Here is a 17,970-nt window from a genome sequence, read left to right on the forward strand (position 1 = left end):
GGAACACCTGTCGCGGGGTCAGTAGGTGGCCAGGAAGATGGCGATGTAGTGCGCGGTGAAGGCTGCCACGGTCAGGGCGTGGAATACCTCGTGGAAGCCGAACCACCGCGGCGAGGGGTCGGGTCGCTGCAGACCGTAGACGACCGCACCCGCACTGTAGAGAAGACCGCCGGCCACCACCAGGACGAGTACGGCCACTCCGCCGGTATGCAGGAAGTCGGGCAGGTAGCGCACCGGTGCCCATCCCAGTGCCAGGTAGCACGGGGTGTACAGCCAGCGCGGCGCTCCGACCCACAGGACCCGGAACGCGATGCCGGCCAATGCGCCCGCCCACACGATCCACAGCAGCACGGACCGCTGGTCCGGCGGGAGGAGGAGCACGGCCAGGGGCGTGCAGGTGCCGGCGATGATGAGGAAGATGTTGGCGTGGTCGAGACGTCGCAGGAGCGCCTCGCCGAGCGGCCCCCAGGTTCCGCGGTGGTAGATGGCGCTCGTCGCGAACAGCAGCCAGGCGGTGACCGAGTACACGGCGCAGGCCAGGGCCGCCTGCGGGGTGCGGGCCAGGCAGATGAGCACGATGCCCGCGATCAGTGCGGCGGGGACCATTGCGGCATGGAGCCAGCCACGCAACCTCGGCTTGATCGGTTCGGCCAGGTCGGCCGCCCGCTCCACCAGAGCGGCAACCGGGTGAGCTTCCTTTTCTGCTTCGTCGGCTTGTGATCCGGCGGGCGGCCCGTCTTCACGGCGTTCTCCACCCCTTGAGGCGGCGTGAATGTACTCGGCTTCAGCGGCGTCGCGGGACACAGCTTCTCGTCCTCCCTCGGACTCCTGAACGTCACCGGTGATCATGGGGTCATGCTAGGAGACGACACCCCGACGGGATTCTAGGAGCCCGGTTGCGGAGCACCACGCCCACGTCGCCGGCGTGGTGCTCCGCAACCGTTTGAACTCCGACCTCGTTGATCCTGGCGTCGATTGGGCCCGCCACAGCCGAGTAGATCGGCTGGTCATGGGAACGATCAGAACTTCCGAACGGGCATTGGGCCCGCCTACGCGCAAGGATTGCCGATGCTTCCTGAGGTCCGCCCCCACGTATCCGCCCCCCTCGCACACCAGGTGGAACACCAATTGGGCCTGGCTCCGCATCTCGAAGCGGGCCATCTCGATGTGGAGCGCGTCGCCGGTATCGCAATCGTCGCAGCCGCCCACTCCGACGGCTATGCGGCCACCGGCCATCTCCTCGGGCTACTGGCCGCGCTGCCTTCCCCCACCAAGGCAGGAGAACGCTTCTGGGCGGAGCTGTGGAGGACCTCGGGTACCGCGTACCTGCTACCCGCCAACATCAAGGCTCTGGTGCTGCGTTCCCTGACAGGAGAGGGAACCGCCCTGGCCCGACAGATCCTCTCGGCCGTGGACCAGATGACGCCGCCCCAGCGCGTCGCAGCCGGGGAGGTGATCGGTCAAGCCCTCGCCGAGTCCGACCATTTTCCCGACCTCAAGACACAGGTCATCGGAGAACTGTGGCTGCGAGATCTCGAGCTCACGGCCTGGCGAGTCCTGCACGCAGACCGCAGGTCGGACGATCCCGCTGGGCGGAAAGCCTTCCTCGATGCCTGGACAAGCGTCTGAACGTCTGTGTCGACGGTCAGCGAATTCGGCTCTGCCGGGGATCTTGTGACGTCACCTGCCTGATCTGGGTATCTACCGGGTGTGCGGTTCAGGGGGTTTGGAGCGGTTGCTGCCGCATTTGGCCGGTATGGTGGTCGAGTCGATCGAGTGTGCGGCCGGAACGGTCACGTTTCGCGCTCACTCCGCGGTATCGACGGCGAGGTGCCCAAGATGCGGGGCGGTGTCGTGGCGAGTGCACGGCCGGTACGCGCGCCGGCTCGCTGACGCGCCCGTCGGCGGAGCCCCGGCGGTGGTCGAACTCATGGTGCGCCGGTTCGAGTGCCTCAACCCGCAGTGTCCGGCGGTGACGTTCGCCGAGCAGATCGAAGGGCTGACCAGCCCGCATGCCCGGTACACGCCGCTGCTGCGCACACTGCTCACCTCGATCGCCGCTGTTCTGGCGGGCCGGCCGGGTGCGCGGCTCGCGGCCGCGCTGAGCATTTGCGTCGCCAAGGGCAGGCTCCTTGAACTCCTTCGCGGGTTACCGGAGTTACCACAGTTCAGCGTGCGGGTACTCGGGGTCGACGACTTCGCACTGCGCAAGGGCGACTCGTACGCCACGATCCTGGTGGACCTGGAAGACCGGCGCCCGGTCGATGTACTGCCGGGCCGGGACGCCGAGCCGCTGGCCGACTGGCTGCGCGGTCACCCCGAGATCGAGGTGATCTGCCGTGACCGGGCCGGTGCATACGCCGAAGGCGCCCGCAGCGGCGCTCCGCAGGCCCGGCAAGTGGCAGACGCCTGGCACCTGCTGCGCAACCTCGCCGAAGCTGTGGAGAAGACGGTCGGTGCCCATCACCCGTGCATCCGTAAGGCGTTCACGACGCCCCCGGCCGTCACGGAGTCCGCCACGGCACCCTGGGGGACGGCGGAGCCACCGCCGGAAGGGGCCTCGTTCGTCCCGCCGGACGGCACCCGGGACGTCCTCGGGCACCCGAGGCGGCTGGTGGCCCGCACCACCGAGCGGTACACGGCGGTGCAGCAGCTGCTGTCCGAGGGTAAATCCCTGGCCGCGATCGGCCGTCAGCTGCGGCTAGGGCGTGTTTCGAAAGTAGCGTCGTCCGCCCGGAGGGCGGGGCCCGCGGCGTCTGGTGCGGTGCATCGCAAGGCGGAGGGTCGTCCGCGTACTGGGCGTACGCGGACGATCCCGACAACGCGGCGAGGCGCCGTGCCAGGCGTCGCGGGCCAGACGGGACTTTCGAAACACGCCCTAGACCACTCGACCGTACGGCGCTTCGCCCGCGCCCGGAGTCTCGACGAACTGCTGGTCAAGGCCACCAACCGGGCATCGATCCTGGACGGACACAAGCCCTACCTGCACAGGCGCTGGTGCGAGGGCTGCCACGACATCCCGCAGCTGCACCGCGAACTGCGCGCACGTGGCTTCACCGGAGACATTCAGTGCGTCCGCCGCTACTTCCGCCCCTTCAAAAAGCCGCACAGCCCCAAGCCGAAGAACCAGCCCGCGCCTGCTCCCGAGCTGCGGCCCGCCCCGAAACCCCGGCGCGTCGTCCGCTGGATCATGACCAACCCCGGACACCTCGCCGAGGCCGACGCGACCGAGCTCAAAGAGATCCGGGCCGCCTGCCCACACCTCGACGCCACCGCACGCCACGTTCGCGACTTCGCCGACATGATGCGCGATCTGCGGGGCAAGGAACTGCCCGCGTGGATGGACCGCGTCCTCGCAGACGACCTGCCTGCCCTGCATTCCCTGGTCAACGGCATGAAACGGGACCTGGACGCGGTCACCGCCGGCCTGTCCACTCCCTGGAGTTCTGGCCAGGTTGAGGGGCACGTGACCAGAGCCAAGCTCCTCAAGCGCATGGGCTTCGGCCGGGCCAACCTCGACCTCCTCCGCAGACGCATCCTTCACAGCCCGTGACTCCATCCTCGGGTGAGCGGGCGGCTGCAGTAATCGGGATGCTGTCATTTTGATGGCGGGCTGGGGCCCGCCCCGGTAAGTTAGCGATCTTCGGGCGGTGCCAACTCCCGGAGTCCTCGAAGGCGAACGTCCATGATGAACCTCGACCGATCCCGCGCCCGACTTCGCCTCGACGCCGCAATGAATGGCCTGGCAGCCACCTTTCGGGGGATGACCGCTCACCCCGACGAGCACAACTGCGACTGCCACTGGGGCAGCGCGGAAGATCTTGCCCAGCTCAAGGTGGCGGACACGGAGCTGGACCCCGACCTCCTGCAGCGCACATGGGAGGCCATCGACTGGAGCGATCACGCATCCGTCCTCCGCAGGATTCTGCCCCAGTTCGCCACGGCCCTCGTCAGCGGCCTCATCGAGCCCCTCTTCGGCATGGAAACGGTCGGGCGCTCGTTCGCACTCGGCCACTGGCAGCAGTGGCCTGCTGAGCAGGCCGCGGCAGTCGAGGAATTCCTGCACGCCTGGTGGGCGCACACGCTCACCGATCCGGATCCCGCCGTACCCGCGTACGAGGTCCTCATACTGAGCGCCGAGGCATCGGGCGCGCTGAGTCCGTGGCTCCACACCTGGGAAGCACTGACCGGACCCGCGGCCGACCAGCACCTGGCCGAAGCGGCGACACAGTGGGAGTACGACCTGCTCGGTGACCAACTGCCCTGGGACGCTTGGGAGAACGGGGGAAGAGATGCGCGCCGAGCTGACTGTCTGGCTGGTCCGCCATGCTCCAACCCGGCTACGTGCCATCGGCGCATCCGAAGAACTGCTTCACCGGATACGGCTGCTCGGGGTCACCGGTCTTGACCGCTGGGAGGACCCGCACTGGCCCGGCCACCGCTACTGATCCACCGAACACGCGATGCCCCCGACTGCGTAGAAGCAGGTGCGCCGGGCAGGCCGCATCACAAGATCTCCGACAGAGCCGAATTACATGACCGCTGACAAGCAACACCAGCCTGGTTATTCATCCTGCTCAGCGCCCTTCACCACCCTTGTCGGTGGACTCGCCGCGGAGACCTGTCCACAACTGCCGGAAATCCGGCTCGCCTATTGTCCCGGACAGGTGCTGTGCCGCAGCCGATGCGACGGTTGCCGTTGGTGTCCGCAAAAGACGAAGTTGCCCGGAACGCTTGCGTTCCGGGCAGCATGCGTGGGCGGCAGCCGCGGAGCTCGCGGGGGAGTTGTAGGTCTTTCGCCGTCTCAGGTCGCGGCCGTTGGGTGCGCTGATTCGGCGGCGCGGCGGTATTCGGCGTTGATGCGTTGGGCTTCCTCAAGCTGGTCTTCGAGGATCACGATGCGGCAGGCGGCCTCGATGGGGGTCCCGTGGTCGACGAGCTCCCGGGCGCGGGCGGCGATGCGCAGCTGGTAGCGGGAGTAGCGGCGGTGTCCGCCCTCGGAGCGGAGCGGGGTGATGAGGCGGGCTTCGCCGATGGCGCGGAGGAAGCCCTGCGTGGTGCCGAGCATCTCGGCGGCCCGGCCCATCGTGTAAGCGGGGTAGTCGTCGTCGTCGAGCCGGCCGAACGAGTCGTCTGCTGTCATTGCACCTCTCTGTGGAACGCCTGGAGGGGCCCTGGTGCCGTACGGCACCAGGGCCCCGAAGGAACTGCTACACCATCTGCCGGCCCTGATACTGCACCGGCCTTCTGTGTCCGCATACCCGACCGAGATGCTGTCGGGGTCGCTGGGATCGCGGTTGCTTGACCGGAGACCACCTCACTATCGATGTCCTGCGGTACCCGGGTTCAAGGCTTCCGCCCGGGCGATCCTGATGGCGCTCGGCTCCTCCGTTCTTCCCTCGGTGATCAACTACTTACCAAACGGGGGACTGCGTACTGCTGGTACTGCTCTACTGCGCACTGCTGGTGATGCGAACTACTCAGTGGCCTCGCACAGCGCCACTCTTCGGCAGCCAGCCCCGTCGCCCGTCCTTCCTCTGCTCTGGCTTAGAACCCCACTGCCGAACTTCCCGGTGCGCGCGCCCGCAGCCGACGCCTTCACCGAGGTGCTGCTCACTGACTTCACTGCTGGGTACTGCGAACTGCACTCACGGGTACTGCCACTGCGGTACTGGTCACGGCGGCCCCTGATCACTGCGGGCCACCCGGTCCGGTCGTCAGTCCCGTCGCCGTCCTGCAACCACCCTGGCTTCGAAAACTCCACCACCGCACCGTCCTGCGAACTGCAACTGCGTGTACTGCTGCCCGGCAGTTCGTGTCTGCCAGGCCCTGCTGATCTCGGCTACGAGAGAAACCATAACCAGTCGATCACCCAATGTCTACTCCGGCCACCATAGATTTCCGCATGGCCGGTGAGGAGGTAATCGAGCTCGAACAACACGGCCGCTCCCCCGGCGCCGCCGAGGCGCAACACAGGGAGCAGTGCGAGCCGCGCGGAGTTCAGGTCGGTACCATCACCAGCCGTCGTACCCCGCGGACGCGAGCCGGTACGGGCTGCCGCACGCGCTGCGACGGACGTCAATCCGGCCCGGCACGACCTACGGCGACGTCACCGTCCGATCCCGACAGCGGAGAGAGTTCCGTGGCCCGCGAACCGAGCCCCCAGATGTCAGCTGAGCTTTCGAGGCGGGCGGGCCACTATGCCGCTGCTGTCGCCGAGTGCCTCCTGGAAGCGGATCTGCCGGTGACCGGGATTCAGAGTTGCGGTCCCTGGCGCGACACGGACGGCGCGTACCTCGACGTCGAGGCCGGTATCTCGTTCACGCAGGCATTCGCGGATCAGCATGGCGGGGGCGACTGCGGGCTGCACTGGGCGGGCACGTCCGGCTGGTGTCTGTACACCGCAGACAAGGAGGAGCGGTACCTGTCCGGTGTCCGGTGGCCCGGGGCCGGCCTGCTTCCCGAGCCCCGGCTCGTCGCGGCCTTCGTCGACGCTTTCCGTCTCGACCCGGCCGGGGCCGGCAGCAGCGAACAGCCGTATTACCGTCAGGAGGGCCAGGACTTCCTCATGTTGGTGGACAGCCTGGCCCCCTACCTTCCCGCCCAGCCGTGCCTGTTCGAGGAACCCCAGATCCGTTTCGCCGACCTGCACCGACGCGTCTACGAAAACCGCGTGCGCCGGGCACTGGTCTCTGGCGCCTCCGACCGCCTGACCCACCTGTACCTCCGCCAGGGCGAGCTCACAGCCCTGTTGCACATGCTCGAGTACGCCGAAAGCAGCAACCCCAGCGCCCTCAACAGGCTGCTGGCGGCCGACCTCGGCGCCCGCGCAGGCCGGCCCCCCGAAGCCGCGGAGACACACAAGGGTGCCCTCCAGGAAGCGAACCACCGCCGACAAGAGCCTTGACAGAGGCAGAGCGGAGAGGCAGAACGCGCCAGCCGGCCGCCGGCTCTCTGCGCCGCCTCGGCAGCTTCCCGCTCCCGGGCACTCGCGCTCGACGCGACAGCGCGGGCGGAGCGGGGTCAGGTGCCAGGCCCGTGGGGCACCGCCCCGCGGGCGCTCGGGGAAATACCCCGGGGCGGGAGCGCATCCCAGACCACCCAACGACCGGACAGCCAACCGATTTCCGTCCGGGGCAACGGTGTGCCCACCTCGCCGAGGGCGGACAGTGGCCGAGGTCGTCGCAGCGCACCGGAAACGGTGTCCAAGAGGGCGGAAGAATCGTTTTGACGAACGTGACGGATGATCATTGGACGAACTCCAGCCACGGAGCACAGGCCGGCAGCGGTAAACGCAGAGCCGATGCCCGTCTTCCGGAACAAACGCGCCGAAGGCCTTCCCGCCCCGCACACGCCCGTGGCCAGACCCCCGGAGAAACCCCGGACCAGAGCACACCCCTGTACACACAGCTCGCCGAGGAATGGTCCGCCCGCGGCGCCACCGTCCCCGGCCGCCCCGACCCGCTGTGGAGGCGTCTGGCCTCTCCCGAACACCTACGGCACGAGACAGAAAGCACCTTGCGCCAGCTCCACCTGGCAGGGGACCCCCACCCCACTGATCCCACAGCCCAGTCAGCCGGGTGGGAGACACCCCGCCGTGCGGGTCGATGAACTCCTGCCGGAACGTCACGCGCCGAAGTCCTCACACGCGGCCACCGCTGTCGAGGCGTGGCACGCCGCCCTGCCGCCAGCCCCACCAGCGCGGGACGCCGGTCTCGACTACGGATCAGGGCCGCGCAGCAGCTGCGCGACCCTGATTCGTGCATCTCAGATCCCGCCGACGCGCCGGACAAGCCCGGGCGCCCGTTGCTCGGGACAAACGGTACGGGCTGCATGGGCCAGCCGTACGCGCCGAGCGCCGTGCCCGCGAGCGGGGAGCGGGAAAAGTCAGGCCGGGTTGATGTTCTCGGCCTGGGGGCCCTTCTGGCCCTGGGTGACGTCGAACGTCACGGTCTGGCCCTCCTGGAGCTCACGGAAGCCCGAGGAGTTGATCGCGGAGTAGTGCGCGAAGACATCCGGGCCGCCGCCGTCCTGGGCGATGAAGCCGAAGCCCTTCTCCGCGTTGAACCACTTCACAGTTCCCGTAGCCATAGTCATGCCTTCCAGCCGATGAACGCCTCCCACTCCGTGTGGGAAGGCGGAGGTGATCGCCCTGGTCCCTGCGGCACAGCACAGCAAAACGCCCACACTAAAGGTGCGGGCAAAGGGGAACTTCCGAACCACGACAGCTGACGCAGACGCTACACGCCCACCCACCCCATCACCACAGGAAACGATCACGCGTCACGCCCCCGACACGCGCGGATGCACGGCCCGGGACACCGGCGGGTACGCCCACCTCAAGCCGCCGTCCGTGGACGTTCTTCGGCCGCTGCGCGAGGGTACTGGGCGTTGACGCGCTGCGCTTCCTCGAGCCGGACTTCAAGCATCACGATCCGGCAGGCCGCCTCCACGGGAGTGCCGTGGTCGACGAGTTCACGCGCGCGGGCCGCGATCCGCAGCTGGTAGCGGGAGTAGGGGCGATGCCCGCCCTCGGAGCGCAGCGGGGTGATCAGGCGGGCTTCGCCGACGGCACGGAGAAAGCTGGGGGTGGTGCCGAGCATCTCGGCAGCCCGGCCCATCGTGCAGGCGGGGTAATCGTCGTCGTCGAGCCGGCCGAACGAGTCGTCTGCTGTCATTGCACCTCTCTGTGGAACGCCTGGAGGGGCCCTGGTGCCGTATGGCACCAGGGCCCCGAAGGAACTGCTACACCATCTGCCGACCCTGATACTGCGCCGGCCTACTTGTTCCGCACACCCACCCGGGAGAGGACGGGCAATGCGGGGATCGCGGATGCGTGACCGGAGACCACCTACCTATCGATGTCCTGCGGTACCCGGGCTCAACACCGCCCGGGCGATCCTGATGGCGCCTGGCTCCTCCGTTCTTCCCTCTGGGATCAATCACTTACCAAACACGGGACTGCGTACTACTGGTACTGCTCTCCTGCGTACTACTGGCGATGCGAATTGCGTAGTGACCTGTGACAGCGCCACTCTTCGGCAGTCAGCCCCGTCGCCCGTCCTGCGACTGCTCTGGCTTAGAACCCCACTGCCGAACTTCCCGGTGCGCGCGCCCGCAGCCGACGCCTTCACCGAAGTACTGCTCACTGACTTCACTGCTGGGTCTTGCGAACTGCACTTACCGGTACTGCCACTGCATCAACTGCGGTCCTGCTCACGGTGGCCCCTGATCACTGCGGGCCACCCGGTCCGGTCGTCAGTCCCGTCGCCGTCCTGCAACCACCCTGGCTTCGAAAACTCCACCACCGCACCGTCCTGCGAACTGCAACTGCGTGTACTGCTGCCCGGCAGTTCGTGTCTGCCAGGCCCTGCTGATCTCGGCTACGAGAGAAACCATAACCAGGAGGCAGCCCAATGTCTACTTCGGCCACCATAGATTTTCGTGAGTTCGACAGAGAGGTAATCGGACAGCGATGGCAGGTGGGACAAGCCGACACCACCCGGTTAACGGGCCGCAGGCCAGGGCACAAGCCGCGCAGACAGGACCGGGCAGCGACGATCCAGAGACCGAGGTGACCTGATGGACACGATGAGCGTCTGCGCCCCACCCGTCCGCTCCACGGCATCCGTCGCCGACACACGCGAGAGCACCCGGGGGTTCCTTCAAAGTCTCGTACCAGCGATCGCAGCCGAGGATGCCGACACCGTGGTCCTGGTGGTCTCGGAGCTCGTCACCAACGCCCTGCGCCACGGCGGCGGCACCTGCAACCTGGACCTGACCGCGCACCCGGACAGCATCGAAGTGGCCGTGCATGACCGCAGCCCGCAGGTGCCGCGCATGCGCACCCCCGACCTGAACGGCGGCACCGGAGGCTTCGGCTGACCCATGGTCAACTACCTCGCCCACGCCACTGCGGTGACCCGCCGGACGGCCGGCGGCAAAACCGTAAGCGCCCTCCTCACCCGGTAACACCAAGGCGCCGACGCCGACCGGGGGCCTTCCCAAGGTCAATCCCACGATGACCGATTTCTGAGTCCTCGAAGTTCGGGTCGATGACCGGGGTCATGCCGGATCACGGCCGGGGTGGTGCTGGCCGATGACCTGCGCGGCGACGCTGCTGGCCGGCGGTCTGAAGCCTGACGGGCTCCGCTGTCTGTTTCCGTGGAGGCCAGCTACCGCGGCGCGGAATCTGGGACGATAGGCGAGCCAGGTTTCCGGTATTTAGGGCCCGGCGTACGGGTGTTGGCCTTGGTGCCGTCGGGGAAGGGGAGGCTGATCACCGTGGACATCCCGGCGTGGTGGACTTTCTTCACCAACCATGCGCGGGTGCTGCTGACGATCGTCCGGGACCCAGCGAGCGACTGCGGGACATCGCCGCAACGTGCACGATTACCGAACGCACCGCTCAGTCAATCGTTGGCGACCTCGAACAGGCCGGTTATCCGCGCCGGAAACGGATGGGGCGGCGCAACCGATACACGCTCGTCAGTGACCGGCCCTTCGTCACCCGGCCGAGTCCCACCTGCCCGTTCGGGCACTCCTGGCGTTGCTCACCAGCCGCGAAGAGGACACCGCGCGAGCCTCACAGAGCAGCTGAGCCGAAGCGGATCTTGCTCCGCCAGCTCGTCGTCACACATCGATCCCGCAGACGACCTCGCCGACGTTGTCCTGCACAGCGGTCGAGTCGCGTATCCCAAGTTCTTTGAGCCATCCAACGGCGACAAGCTCACAGCCATACCCAGAACCACTGGGTCCGCCGATCCTACGGATGACCAGCTCAGACCCCCGCTTGGAAGGTAGGACAAGCTAAATATAATCTGCCCCATGTCGAAGCCTGACGAGCTGCTCGTTGACGTCGCCGCCCTGGTGGAATCCGGGCAGAGCAATCAGATGTCCCTGACCGTGGTCACCGGTGGTGCTGTCATCACCGGTCGGCTGGCTCCCGAAGCCGTGTGGAGGCAGAGGGTGTCGGATGTGCTGACGGATTCCGCCCGCTTGGGCGAGTTCTCCGCCGTCTTCGACACCCCCGCGAAGAAGGACGGGCCGCCCACGCACCTGCACTTCCATGTCGCCCGGATCCTGCAGGGCACGGTGGGGATCCCGGAGACAGGCGGGATGTACCGTGTGGCGATCGAGGACGTCAGCGCCTGGACCATGGGCGACTTCAGCTATTCCGACCACTGAGCAGCCACTGCGGCGGGAACCCGTTGCAAGCAGGGTGGGCCCGGCCGGCGCGCGCCGGCCGGGCCCACCCTGCTGTTCAGGTGTCGGCTCGTTGCCTGTCCCGTCGGTCAGACCGGCATGGGGGTGCCGAGCATCGCGGAAGCTTGCTGGAGCGAGCTGAGGATGCGTACGGGTGCGGCCTCGGGGAGGGTGCGGCAGGTGAAGCCGAGCTGAGTCATGGCCCGGAGGACTTCGCCGGCGCTGAAGTCACGGCGGTCCTGGCGGGTGATGACCTGGCCGACCTGCTTGACGGGGTAGTGACGGCGGCCGATGATCACGGATTCGCCGGTGCCCGGCTCGGGCTTGATGCCCCTCATCGATTCCAGCACGCCGCTCTTGGTGAGCTCGAAGGGGAAGCGGGCGATGACGCAGCGCATGTGACCTCACAGGGAGAAGGGGAGAACGGTCCGGCCAGGGTGGGTCGGTTCAGCGGGAGAGGGCGAGGATGCCCAGCGCGCTGCCTTGCTTGTCGACCACCGGCAGGGCACCGAGCCGGCGGGAGCGCATCGCGTGCTCGGCTTCGGCCATCGTGGTCACGGGTGAGGCGAACGACCCGTGGTCGCCGAGGATGTCGCGCAGGCGGACGCGGTCCGTGTAGGCGGAGCTGTCACGGACCGCGGTGAGTTCGCTCCGGGTGACCAGGCCGGTGCACTGGCCGTCCTGGTCGCAGACGACCAGCCGGCCCGTGCGGGCGGCTGCCATGACGGACAGCGCCACCTCCACGCTCATGTCGTCACAGACCTGTGGTCCGGCCGCGTCCATGACCTCAGCCACCGTCCTGTGCACGGGGCCGGCGCTTGCCGGGCGGGGCTGCATCTGAATCTGAACCAGCGTCAAAAGGTGCCTCCTGCCGAGATGGGTCAGCTTCCTGATCACGAAGGTTCTAGGCCGCCGCATCGAAGACGGACTGGCGTACGGGCGCGCGGCGGGTCGCCGAAGCGGGGCGGCGTCGGCCTCGGGAAGAGGTGCTGCGCTGGGGGCGTTCGGCCACCGGTGCGGTGATGACGACCGGGATGCCGGAGGGGGCCTGGGCGCCGGTGATCCGGCTCAGGGCCTCGTCGCCCGAGCGGATCTGGGTGGTCTGCGGCCGGATCCCGGCGTCCGACATGAGGCGGACCATGTCGCGGCGCTGGTTCGGTGTGACCAGGGTGACGACGCTGCCGGACTCGCCGGCGCGGGCGGTGCGTCCGCCGCGGTGGAGGTAGTCCTTGTGGTCGGTCGGCGGGTCGACGTTGACGACGAGGTCGAGGTTGTCGACGTGGATGCCGCGCGCCGCGACGTTGGTCGCCACCAGCACACTGACGTGCCCCGTCTTGAACTGCGCCAGCGTGCGGGTGCGCTGCGGCTGCGACTTGCCGCCGTGCAGAGCGGCGGCCCGTACCCCGCTGTTGAGCAGGTCCTGGGTCAGCCGGTCGACGGCGTGCTTGGTGTCCAGGAACATGATCACCCGACCGTCGCGAGCGGCGATCTCGGTCGTGGCGGCGTGCTTGTCAGCGCCGTGGACGTGCAGCACGTGGTGCTCCATCGTCGTGACCGCACCGGCCGACGGGTCGACCGAATGCACGACGGGGTCCGTCAGATAGCGGCGCACCAGCAGGTCGACGTTACGGTCCAAGGTCGCGGAGAACAGCATCCGCTGCCCCTCCGGACGCACCTGGTCGAGCAGCGCGGTGACCTGCGGCATGAATCCCATGTCGGCCATCTGGTCGGCCTCGTCCAGCACCGTGACACCCACCTGGTTGAGCCGGCAGTCGCCACGGTCGATGAGGTCCTTGAGCCGGCCCGGAGTCGCGACCACGACCTCGGCCCCGCCTCGCAGCGCGCCGGCCTGCCTGCCGATCGACATCCCGCCCACCACCGTGGCCAGCCGCAGCCGGACGGAGCGGGCGTACGGAGTAAGTGCGTCGGTCACCTGCTGCGCCAGCTCACGCGTCGGTACGAGGATCAGCCCCAGCGGCTGGCGGGGCTCCGCACGCTGTCCGGCGGTACGGGCCAGCAGGGCGAGACCGAAGGCCAGGGTCTTGCCGGAACCGGTGCGCCCGCGGCCCAGCACGTCACGGCCCGCCAGGGAGTTCGGCAGCGTCGCACCCTGGATCGGGAACGGCGCGCTCACGCCCTGCCTGCCGAGTTCGGCCAGTAGCTGCTCGGGCATGCCGAGGTCGGCGAAGCCTTCCACGGCGGGCAGCGCGGGGGTGATCGTCTTGGGGAGCGCGAACTCCCCCTGCACCGCGGCGGGCCGACGGCCGTAACTGCCTGAACGAGCAGGGCCGCCGGAACGGCGCGGTGCCTGCGAGCCGAAGCGGCTGCCGCCCTTTCCTGCGTCGGCACCGCCCTTACGGGTGCGGGCGGAGCGGTCGTTCGTACGTGTGCGGTTCATGCGGAACCTTCCTCGATGCGGCGCATATCAAGGAATTCCCGCAGCGATGAGCGGCATAGAGAATTACAGATATGGACCGATGGTGAAAGAAAGCAAATCCGGCCGGCGGAAATATACGCGGGCGCAGGTGCTTAATGGGGTGACGCGATGGACACGTAAAGTCCGGGCGGCGACTGCCGTGTAGCTCTTCAGGATGCGTCGGCATCCCTGAAGGAGGAGCCGCGTGTGGTGAGACTGCGGATTCCTCCGAGCCGTTCCGCGGGTGAAACCGCCGCGGGAGATGGCTGCAGCTGGGGCCCGCACCCCGAAGGATGCGGGCCCCAGCTACAAGTGCGTGTCAGGCCGGAACGATGTTCTCGGCCGTCAGGCCCTTCAGGCCCTGCGCGATGTCGAAGTTCACCTTCTGGCCTTCGAGCAGCTCACGGAAACCCTGGGCGGCGATGTTCGAGAAGTGGGCGAACACGTCAGCGCCGCCACCGTCCTGCTCGATGAAGCCGAAACCCTTTTCCGCGTTGAACCACTTCACGGTACCAGCAGCCATGTCATATCTCCTTTGGGGCAGTACACCGGCGTCCGCACTGTGCGAGCACCGTGTCGCCGCGATGATTACCCCACCCGGAAAATGACCGGAAATACAAAAGCGCCCTCGTCGGCAAGAGCCGGGTTGGAGCACTTGAAGTTTTGGGAACCACGACTGCAACTGAGATCGACAGTAGCATGCCGCAACGGCCCGTGTCGGTTGAATAATTTCACTCCGCTCATTGCGGCAAAAACTCTCTCTGTATCGTCCGTCAAACTCTCACGGCGTGGTCCGTCAAACTCGCACCTCAAGAGCACAGATATTGACTCACTCGCAGTGCAACATTCGAGAAGGAGCGGCACGCAACCACGGCCGCCAGGGTGCTATGACGTGCGCGGCCGTCCGGAAGATCGCCTTCAACAACGGCTAACACCACGAGGTGGAACTGCGCTGATCGTCGTGTTCAGCGCGGTAGTCGAGCTTTCGGTCCGGTGCAGGGACGTCACCGTGGATCGTGTCGGATGAACTGTGGGACCGGCTTGAACCGGTGCTGCCGCAGTGTGAGCGCAGGTCCCGTATCCAGGCCAAGGCCTTGTTCAACCGGGAAGTGCTGCGCGGGATCTTGTACGCCCTGCGCTCCGGGACACAGTGCGAGTACCTGCCGCAAGACGATGCCGGTCCGAGACTGGTGGGATCCTCCACCAGGCGTACCAAGACGGGTGAAGGACCAGCGCGGCTCACTCCGCCTGAACGAGATCACCGAGTGGCCGTCAATACACCACTCCCGCGGACATGACCCAGTCCCTCGACAGTCGCCGACGAGTGCGGCGCGTCGGCCGCCGCGCACAGGGAAGACCGAGTCCCCCGACCGTGAACGCCTGTGCGGCTGGGCGGTGACCTCGACGCTGGAGTGACAGGCCGAGAGGCCAGGACTTACCGCATCGGTAAGGGATTCCGCTGCGCGCGGGTTCGAAATCTCGTCCTTGAACTGGCGCGATCGTCCTCTATCTCTTCAGCGTGATTCTGCCAGGCCTCGTTGAGGCCGAGTTGAGGCCGCAAGGACAGGAACAGACTGACAAGGGTTGAGGAGCACCCACATGGATAACCCCATCTGACCTGGGAACACGTCAAAGATGAGCGTTGATCGGCAAGGACCGCCAAGATCCTCAAAGGACTCATAATCCGTCGGCCGTGGGTTCGAGTCCCACCCGCCCCACTCCGCGCTACGCGTGAAGAAACCTTCTGACCAGCAACGCTGCTGGTGGATCAGGTGGGTTGAGGGGTCCTGGTACCCCTGTCGGGGCGTGCTTTCCGGGCGTTGAGGCCGATATTGAGGCCGTGGAATTCTCCGCGTCGGGCGTGTCACGCCCATGCTGGATCCATCTCGGGCGGCATGTCTGCGTCCCGCATCGGTGTCGCGACCACGGTAGGAGGTCCGGCGTCCGTCCGACGTGATCCGCGCGGAGTGCTTCGAGTGCTTCGGTGGTGGTCCTCACGCGGATTGATCTTGATGACGAGGCGCCGGCCGAAGCCATGCGGCTCATGGGTACCACGACGAAGAAGGAGACCGTGAACGCGGCCCTTCGGGACTACGTCGCACGGATCAAGCGGCTTGACGCGGCCGAGAAGCTCGCTGCCCGGCGCGCGGCGTTCGGGTGATCACTTACCTGTTGGACACCTCCGCCCTGTGGCACCTGTTCCGCACTCCTGGGGCACTGGGGCCGTGGGAGGGGCACATCGCCGCCGGGGTGTTCCGCCTCTGCTAGCCGACGCTACCGAGTTCCTCCACTCCGCAACCGGTTCCCCAAGAGTGCCTGGCGCTCCGTTCTCCACGTGGACAACGACTTCGTGACGGTGGCCGGAGTGCTCAGGGAAGTGCAGGAGCGTGACGTGCGCGCCTGATCTCCAGGGGTCCGTCCGTGGTGTCCGGCTCCCGGCCGCTCGTTGCTCGATGCCGACGTCAGTGCGCCGGTGCGCGGCCTGCACACCTGGTCGGTCCTCCGAGGGCGGCCGTCGCACCGTCCAGGTCCACCAGTGCACGTTTGTGTCGCGTCCGCCCCTTGCGACCACTGTCCCGTCGGGATGAGGGAGCCTTTTCAGCACGGTCATCGATCGGGTCATGCCGATGGTGCGCAATGCACGAGGCCCCCGCGCAGTTGGAGGCCGAGCCACCAAGCTCATCGTCAGCGGCGAGGGTGACCGACGATGCACACTCCCGCCGCACCGGCGTGTGCGCGTCGGCCTGACGTACCTGGGCAAGCACGACACGCTTGGGCCGCGCGACGCAACGCGCGGCCCCTACGGATGACGTCGGCCAGTGGGAGCCGGCGGAAGGCGCCGGTGGCGGCGGGCTGAGATGCTCCATACCTGGAGCGCGGGGCCGTTCGCCGTGACTGGCTGCTGTGCGGGTCAACGGCCCGTACCGAAACGGCCCAGCAGGTCTGCGGGCAAGCCGTCGTCGCCGACGGGGACGGCGTAACGACCTCGGGGGAAATGGGCAGGACGCCGCTCACTCTTTCCCCCGAGGTCGTCAGTGATGTTTGTGCAGCCGGAGGCCTTCGGTCGAGGTTGTTCCAGTTGTGGCTCGGCCGCCTGTCAGGCGCGGCCGGTGGTCGCGACATCGATTTCTTCCCTGGTCGCCCGAGGGTTTGCCAGGTGGCTACTTGTCCCACATCTTGCGATAGGCCTCGCGGTAGCCCTCGGAGTCCCAGGACGGCGCGCCGCCGCTGTTGGCCGCGGTGGTGATGTGGACGGGGGCGACGTACCCGCTGGACGGCTTGCCCGCGAAGGCGCGGTTGAACTCGTCGATGATCTGCCAGCCCTGTTCGGACAGCGGTTCGGGCACGGTGGCGGCCTGGAACTCCTTGCCGTTGATGCGTTGGAAGGCCGACGGGTCGCCGTCACCGGCACCGATGTTGAACGGGGCGCCCGCACCGTTCTTTCCGGCGGCCCGCAGGGCGGAGCCCGCGTAGTCGAAGTACAGGTCGTTGATTGCGGCGGAGTGGGTCCACCTGTTGCCGAAGCGGTCGGCAAGGGAGGAAACCCTGCCGATGGTGCGGCTGTTGGCCTGGGCGATCGGGATGTTCTCGTAGCTCAGCAGCGTCACGCCGGAGCAGGTGGCGAGTTCCTTCTTGAGCAGGTCGGACTTGTGCTTGGCGAACGGGATGGTGGCGTCGGTGAACAGCACGACGCCCGCACGGCCGTTGGACTGCGCGATGATCCAGTCGGCGCTGAGCCTCGCCACGTCCTCGACCCTTGTGGTGATGTTGCTGAACAGCTTCGGGTTCGCGCTGGGGCCGGGGGCGCCGACGGCGTGCCAGCCGATCAGCGGGATGCCGGCGGCGTTCGCCTGCGCCACCTGCTCGGCGGTGGCGGAGGGATCGAAACCGCCGATGACTATGCCGTCGGGCTTGAGGGCGAGAGCCTGGTCGAAGGCGGTCTTGAGCCCTGCCGACGTGCCCTGGCCGTTGATGGTGCGCACGTGCCAGCCGATGACGTCGGCGGCTTCCTGGACGCCCTTGGCGACGCCTTCGACGCCGGGATTGGTCAGCGTCTGGGCGATGTAGACGATGCTCCGGTCCGGGACGACCGCGGGCCCGCTGGTCGGCCCGGACCAAGGGGCGTTGACGTCCTCGGCCGCCTTGACGTCCCGCTTGGCCTGCAAGAGGGCGCTGGGGCAGCCAGGTCTGGACGAGCCGCCGGAGGACGCGCTGACGGATTCGGCGGTCTGGGAGCCGCTCTCGCAGCCGGCGACGAGCGTGGCGGTGGCCAGGAGGGCGGTCGCCGTCAGGGCCGCCTTGTAGGTGGGGTGCACGAGGTCTCCAACACGGGGCATGAGAGGGCAGGC

15 protein-coding genes and 3 pseudogenes are annotated in these 17,970 nt (G+C 67.6%); 9 read left to right on the forward strand and 9 right to left on the reverse strand.

Annotation, left to right across the window (positions count from 1 at the left end; translation table 11 throughout):
• Positions 1–18: 18 nt before the first annotated feature.
• Entirely contained in the window at positions 19–849 is an 831-nt protein-coding gene (gene trhA / locus RV986_RS35565; protein WP_475921294.1) for a PAQR family membrane homeostasis protein TrhA, read from the reverse strand.
• Positions 850–1,068: 219 nt separating this feature from the next.
• Between trhA and RV986_RS35570 the strand changes: the two genes are divergently transcribed.
• From RV986_RS35570 to RV986_RS35580, 3 genes are all read left to right on the forward strand, one after another.
• Positions 1,069–1,629 carry a hypothetical protein gene (locus tag RV986_RS35570; protein WP_475921295.1) on the forward strand — a complete coding sequence of 187 codons (561 nt, stop codon included), beginning with the start codon at positions 1,069–1,071 and terminating at the stop codon, positions 1,627–1,629.
• A 127-nt stretch (positions 1,630–1,756) separates the two neighbouring features.
• On the forward strand, positions 1,757–3,553 hold the full coding sequence (locus RV986_RS35575) for an ISL3 family transposase (protein WP_475924551.1): 1,797 nt from the start codon (positions 1,757–1,759) through the stop codon (positions 3,551–3,553).
• A gap of 210 nt (positions 3,554–3,763) precedes the next feature.
• A complete protein-coding gene (locus RV986_RS35580) occupies positions 3,764–4,408 on the forward strand; it encodes a hypothetical protein (protein ID WP_475921296.1) in 645 nt (214 codons plus the stop codon).
• Between the two features lie 396 nt (positions 4,409–4,804).
• Here RV986_RS35580 and RV986_RS35585 read toward each other — a convergent pair whose 3' ends face one another.
• Positions 4,805–5,143, reverse strand: coding sequence for a MerR family transcriptional regulator (locus RV986_RS35585; protein WP_475921297.1), 339 nt, complete (start codon positions 5,141–5,143; stop codon positions 4,805–4,807).
• A 1,023-nt stretch (positions 5,144–6,166) separates the two neighbouring features.
• Here RV986_RS35585 and RV986_RS35590 point away from each other — a divergent pair.
• Positions 6,167–6,907, forward strand: a complete 741-nt coding sequence (locus RV986_RS35590) for a DUF6292 family protein (protein ID WP_475921298.1) — start codon at positions 6,167–6,169, stop codon at positions 6,905–6,907.
• Positions 6,908–7,887: 980 nt separating this feature from the next.
• Here RV986_RS35590 and RV986_RS35595 read toward each other — a convergent pair.
• Together RV986_RS35595 and RV986_RS35600 are read right to left on the reverse strand one after the other, a co-directional pair.
• Entirely contained in the window at positions 7,888–8,091 is a 204-nt protein-coding gene (locus RV986_RS35595) for a cold-shock protein (RefSeq protein WP_030224583.1), read from the reverse strand.
• Positions 8,092–8,339: 248 nt separating this feature from the next.
• Positions 8,340–8,678: a MerR family transcriptional regulator gene (locus RV986_RS35600; RefSeq protein WP_475921299.1), complete on the reverse strand. Its 339-nt coding sequence runs from the start codon at positions 8,676–8,678 to the stop codon at positions 8,340–8,342.
• 904 nt (positions 8,679–9,582) lie between these two features.
• On the opposite strand from RV986_RS35600, the pseudogene RV986_RS35605 reads away from it, so the two are divergent.
• Together RV986_RS35605 and RV986_RS35610 are read left to right on the forward strand one after the other, a co-directional pair.
• Positions 9,583–9,972 (forward strand): annotated as a pseudogene (locus RV986_RS35605) (ATP-binding protein).
• 855 nt (positions 9,973–10,827) lie between these two features.
• Positions 10,828–11,187, forward strand: coding sequence for a hypothetical protein (locus tag RV986_RS35610; RefSeq protein WP_471195218.1), 360 nt, complete (start codon positions 10,828–10,830; stop codon positions 11,185–11,187).
• Between the two features lie 107 nt (positions 11,188–11,294).
• On the opposite strand, the gene RV986_RS35615 is transcribed toward RV986_RS35610, so the two are convergent.
• The 4 genes from RV986_RS35615 to RV986_RS35630 form a co-directional block, all read right to left on the reverse strand.
• On the reverse strand, positions 11,295–11,603 hold the full coding sequence (locus RV986_RS35615) for an SCO5918 family protein (protein ID WP_475921300.1): 309 nt from the start codon (positions 11,601–11,603) through the stop codon (positions 11,295–11,297).
• Positions 11,604–11,652: 49 nt separating this feature from the next.
• Positions 11,653–12,042 carry a CBS domain-containing protein gene (locus tag RV986_RS35620; protein WP_475924552.1) on the reverse strand — a complete coding sequence of 130 codons (390 nt, stop codon included), beginning with the start codon at positions 12,040–12,042 and terminating at the stop codon, positions 11,653–11,655.
• A gap of 67 nt (positions 12,043–12,109) precedes the next feature.
• Positions 12,110–13,603, reverse strand: coding sequence for a DEAD/DEAH box helicase (locus RV986_RS35625; protein ID WP_475921301.1), 1,494 nt, complete (start codon positions 13,601–13,603; stop codon positions 12,110–12,112).
• A 337-nt stretch (positions 13,604–13,940) separates the two neighbouring features.
• The gene (locus RV986_RS35630) at positions 13,941–14,144 is read right to left on the reverse strand and encodes a cold-shock protein (RefSeq protein ID WP_181650999.1); all 204 of its coding nucleotides are present in this window, start codon (positions 14,142–14,144) and stop codon (positions 13,941–13,943) included.
• 490 nt (positions 14,145–14,634) lie between these two features.
• Between RV986_RS35630 and RV986_RS35635 the strand changes: the two genes are divergently transcribed.
• The 3 genes and pseudogenes from RV986_RS35635 to RV986_RS35645 all read left to right on the forward strand — a co-directional run bounded on the left by RV986_RS35635 (position 14,635) and on the right by RV986_RS35645 (position 16,025).
• Complete coding sequence (locus RV986_RS35635) at positions 14,635–14,919, forward strand: transposase (RefSeq protein WP_475924553.1); 285 nt, start codon at positions 14,635–14,637, stop codon at positions 14,917–14,919.
• A 689-nt stretch (positions 14,920–15,608) separates the two neighbouring features.
• Positions 15,609–15,764 (forward strand): annotated as a pseudogene (locus RV986_RS35640) (type II toxin-antitoxin system VapB family antitoxin); the annotation flags it as partial.
• 14 nt (positions 15,765–15,778) lie between these two features.
• Positions 15,779–16,025 (forward strand): annotated as a pseudogene (locus RV986_RS35645) (PIN domain-containing protein).
• A 757-nt stretch (positions 16,026–16,782) separates the two neighbouring features.
• Here RV986_RS35645 and RV986_RS35650 read toward each other — a convergent pair.
• Positions 16,783–17,937 carry a substrate-binding domain-containing protein gene (locus RV986_RS35650; protein ID WP_475924554.1) on the reverse strand — a complete coding sequence of 385 codons (1,155 nt, stop codon included), beginning with the start codon at positions 17,935–17,937 and terminating at the stop codon, positions 16,783–16,785.
• Positions 17,938–17,970 lie beyond the last annotated feature (33 nt).

Source organism: Streptomyces sp. RLA012 (genome assembly GCF_056270325.1).

Bases quoted from the DNA above. Each gene is read 5' to 3' on its own strand.
- trhA (WP_475921294.1), bottom strand. From the start codon at position 849: ATGATCACCGGTGACGTTCAGGAGTCCGAGGGAGGACGAGAAGCTGTG.
- RV986_RS35570 (WP_475921295.1), top strand. From the start codon at position 1,069: ATGCTTCCTGAGGTCCGCCCCCACGTATCCGCCCCCCTCGCACACCAG.
- RV986_RS35575 (WP_475924551.1), top strand. From the start codon at position 1,757: ATGGTGGTCGAGTCGATCGAGTGTGCGGCCGGAACGGTCACGTTTCGC.
- RV986_RS35580 (WP_475921296.1), top strand. From the start codon at position 3,764: ATGACCGCTCACCCCGACGAGCACAACTGCGACTGCCACTGGGGCAGC.
- RV986_RS35585 (WP_475921297.1), bottom strand. From the start codon at position 5,143: ATGACAGCAGACGACTCGTTCGGCCGGCTCGACGACGACGACTACCCC.
- RV986_RS35590 (WP_475921298.1), top strand. From the start codon at position 6,167: ATGTCAGCTGAGCTTTCGAGGCGGGCGGGCCACTATGCCGCTGCTGTC.
- RV986_RS35595 (WP_030224583.1), bottom strand. From the start codon at position 8,091: ATGGCTACGGGAACTGTGAAGTGGTTCAACGCGGAGAAGGGCTTCGGC.
- RV986_RS35600 (WP_475921299.1), bottom strand. From the start codon at position 8,678: ATGACAGCAGACGACTCGTTCGGCCGGCTCGACGACGACGATTACCCC.
- RV986_RS35610 (WP_471195218.1), top strand. From the start codon at position 10,828: ATGTCGAAGCCTGACGAGCTGCTCGTTGACGTCGCCGCCCTGGTGGAA.
- RV986_RS35615 (WP_475921300.1), bottom strand. From the start codon at position 11,603: ATGCGCTGCGTCATCGCCCGCTTCCCCTTCGAGCTCACCAAGAGCGGC.
- RV986_RS35620 (WP_475924552.1), bottom strand. From the start codon at position 12,042: ATGCAGCCCCGCCCGGCAAGCGCCGGCCCCGTGCACAGGACGGTGGCT.
- RV986_RS35625 (WP_475921301.1), bottom strand. From the start codon at position 13,603: ATGAACCGCACACGTACGAACGACCGCTCCGCCCGCACCCGTAAGGGC.
- RV986_RS35630 (WP_181650999.1), bottom strand. From the start codon at position 14,144: ATGGCTGCTGGTACCGTGAAGTGGTTCAACGCGGAAAAGGGTTTCGGC.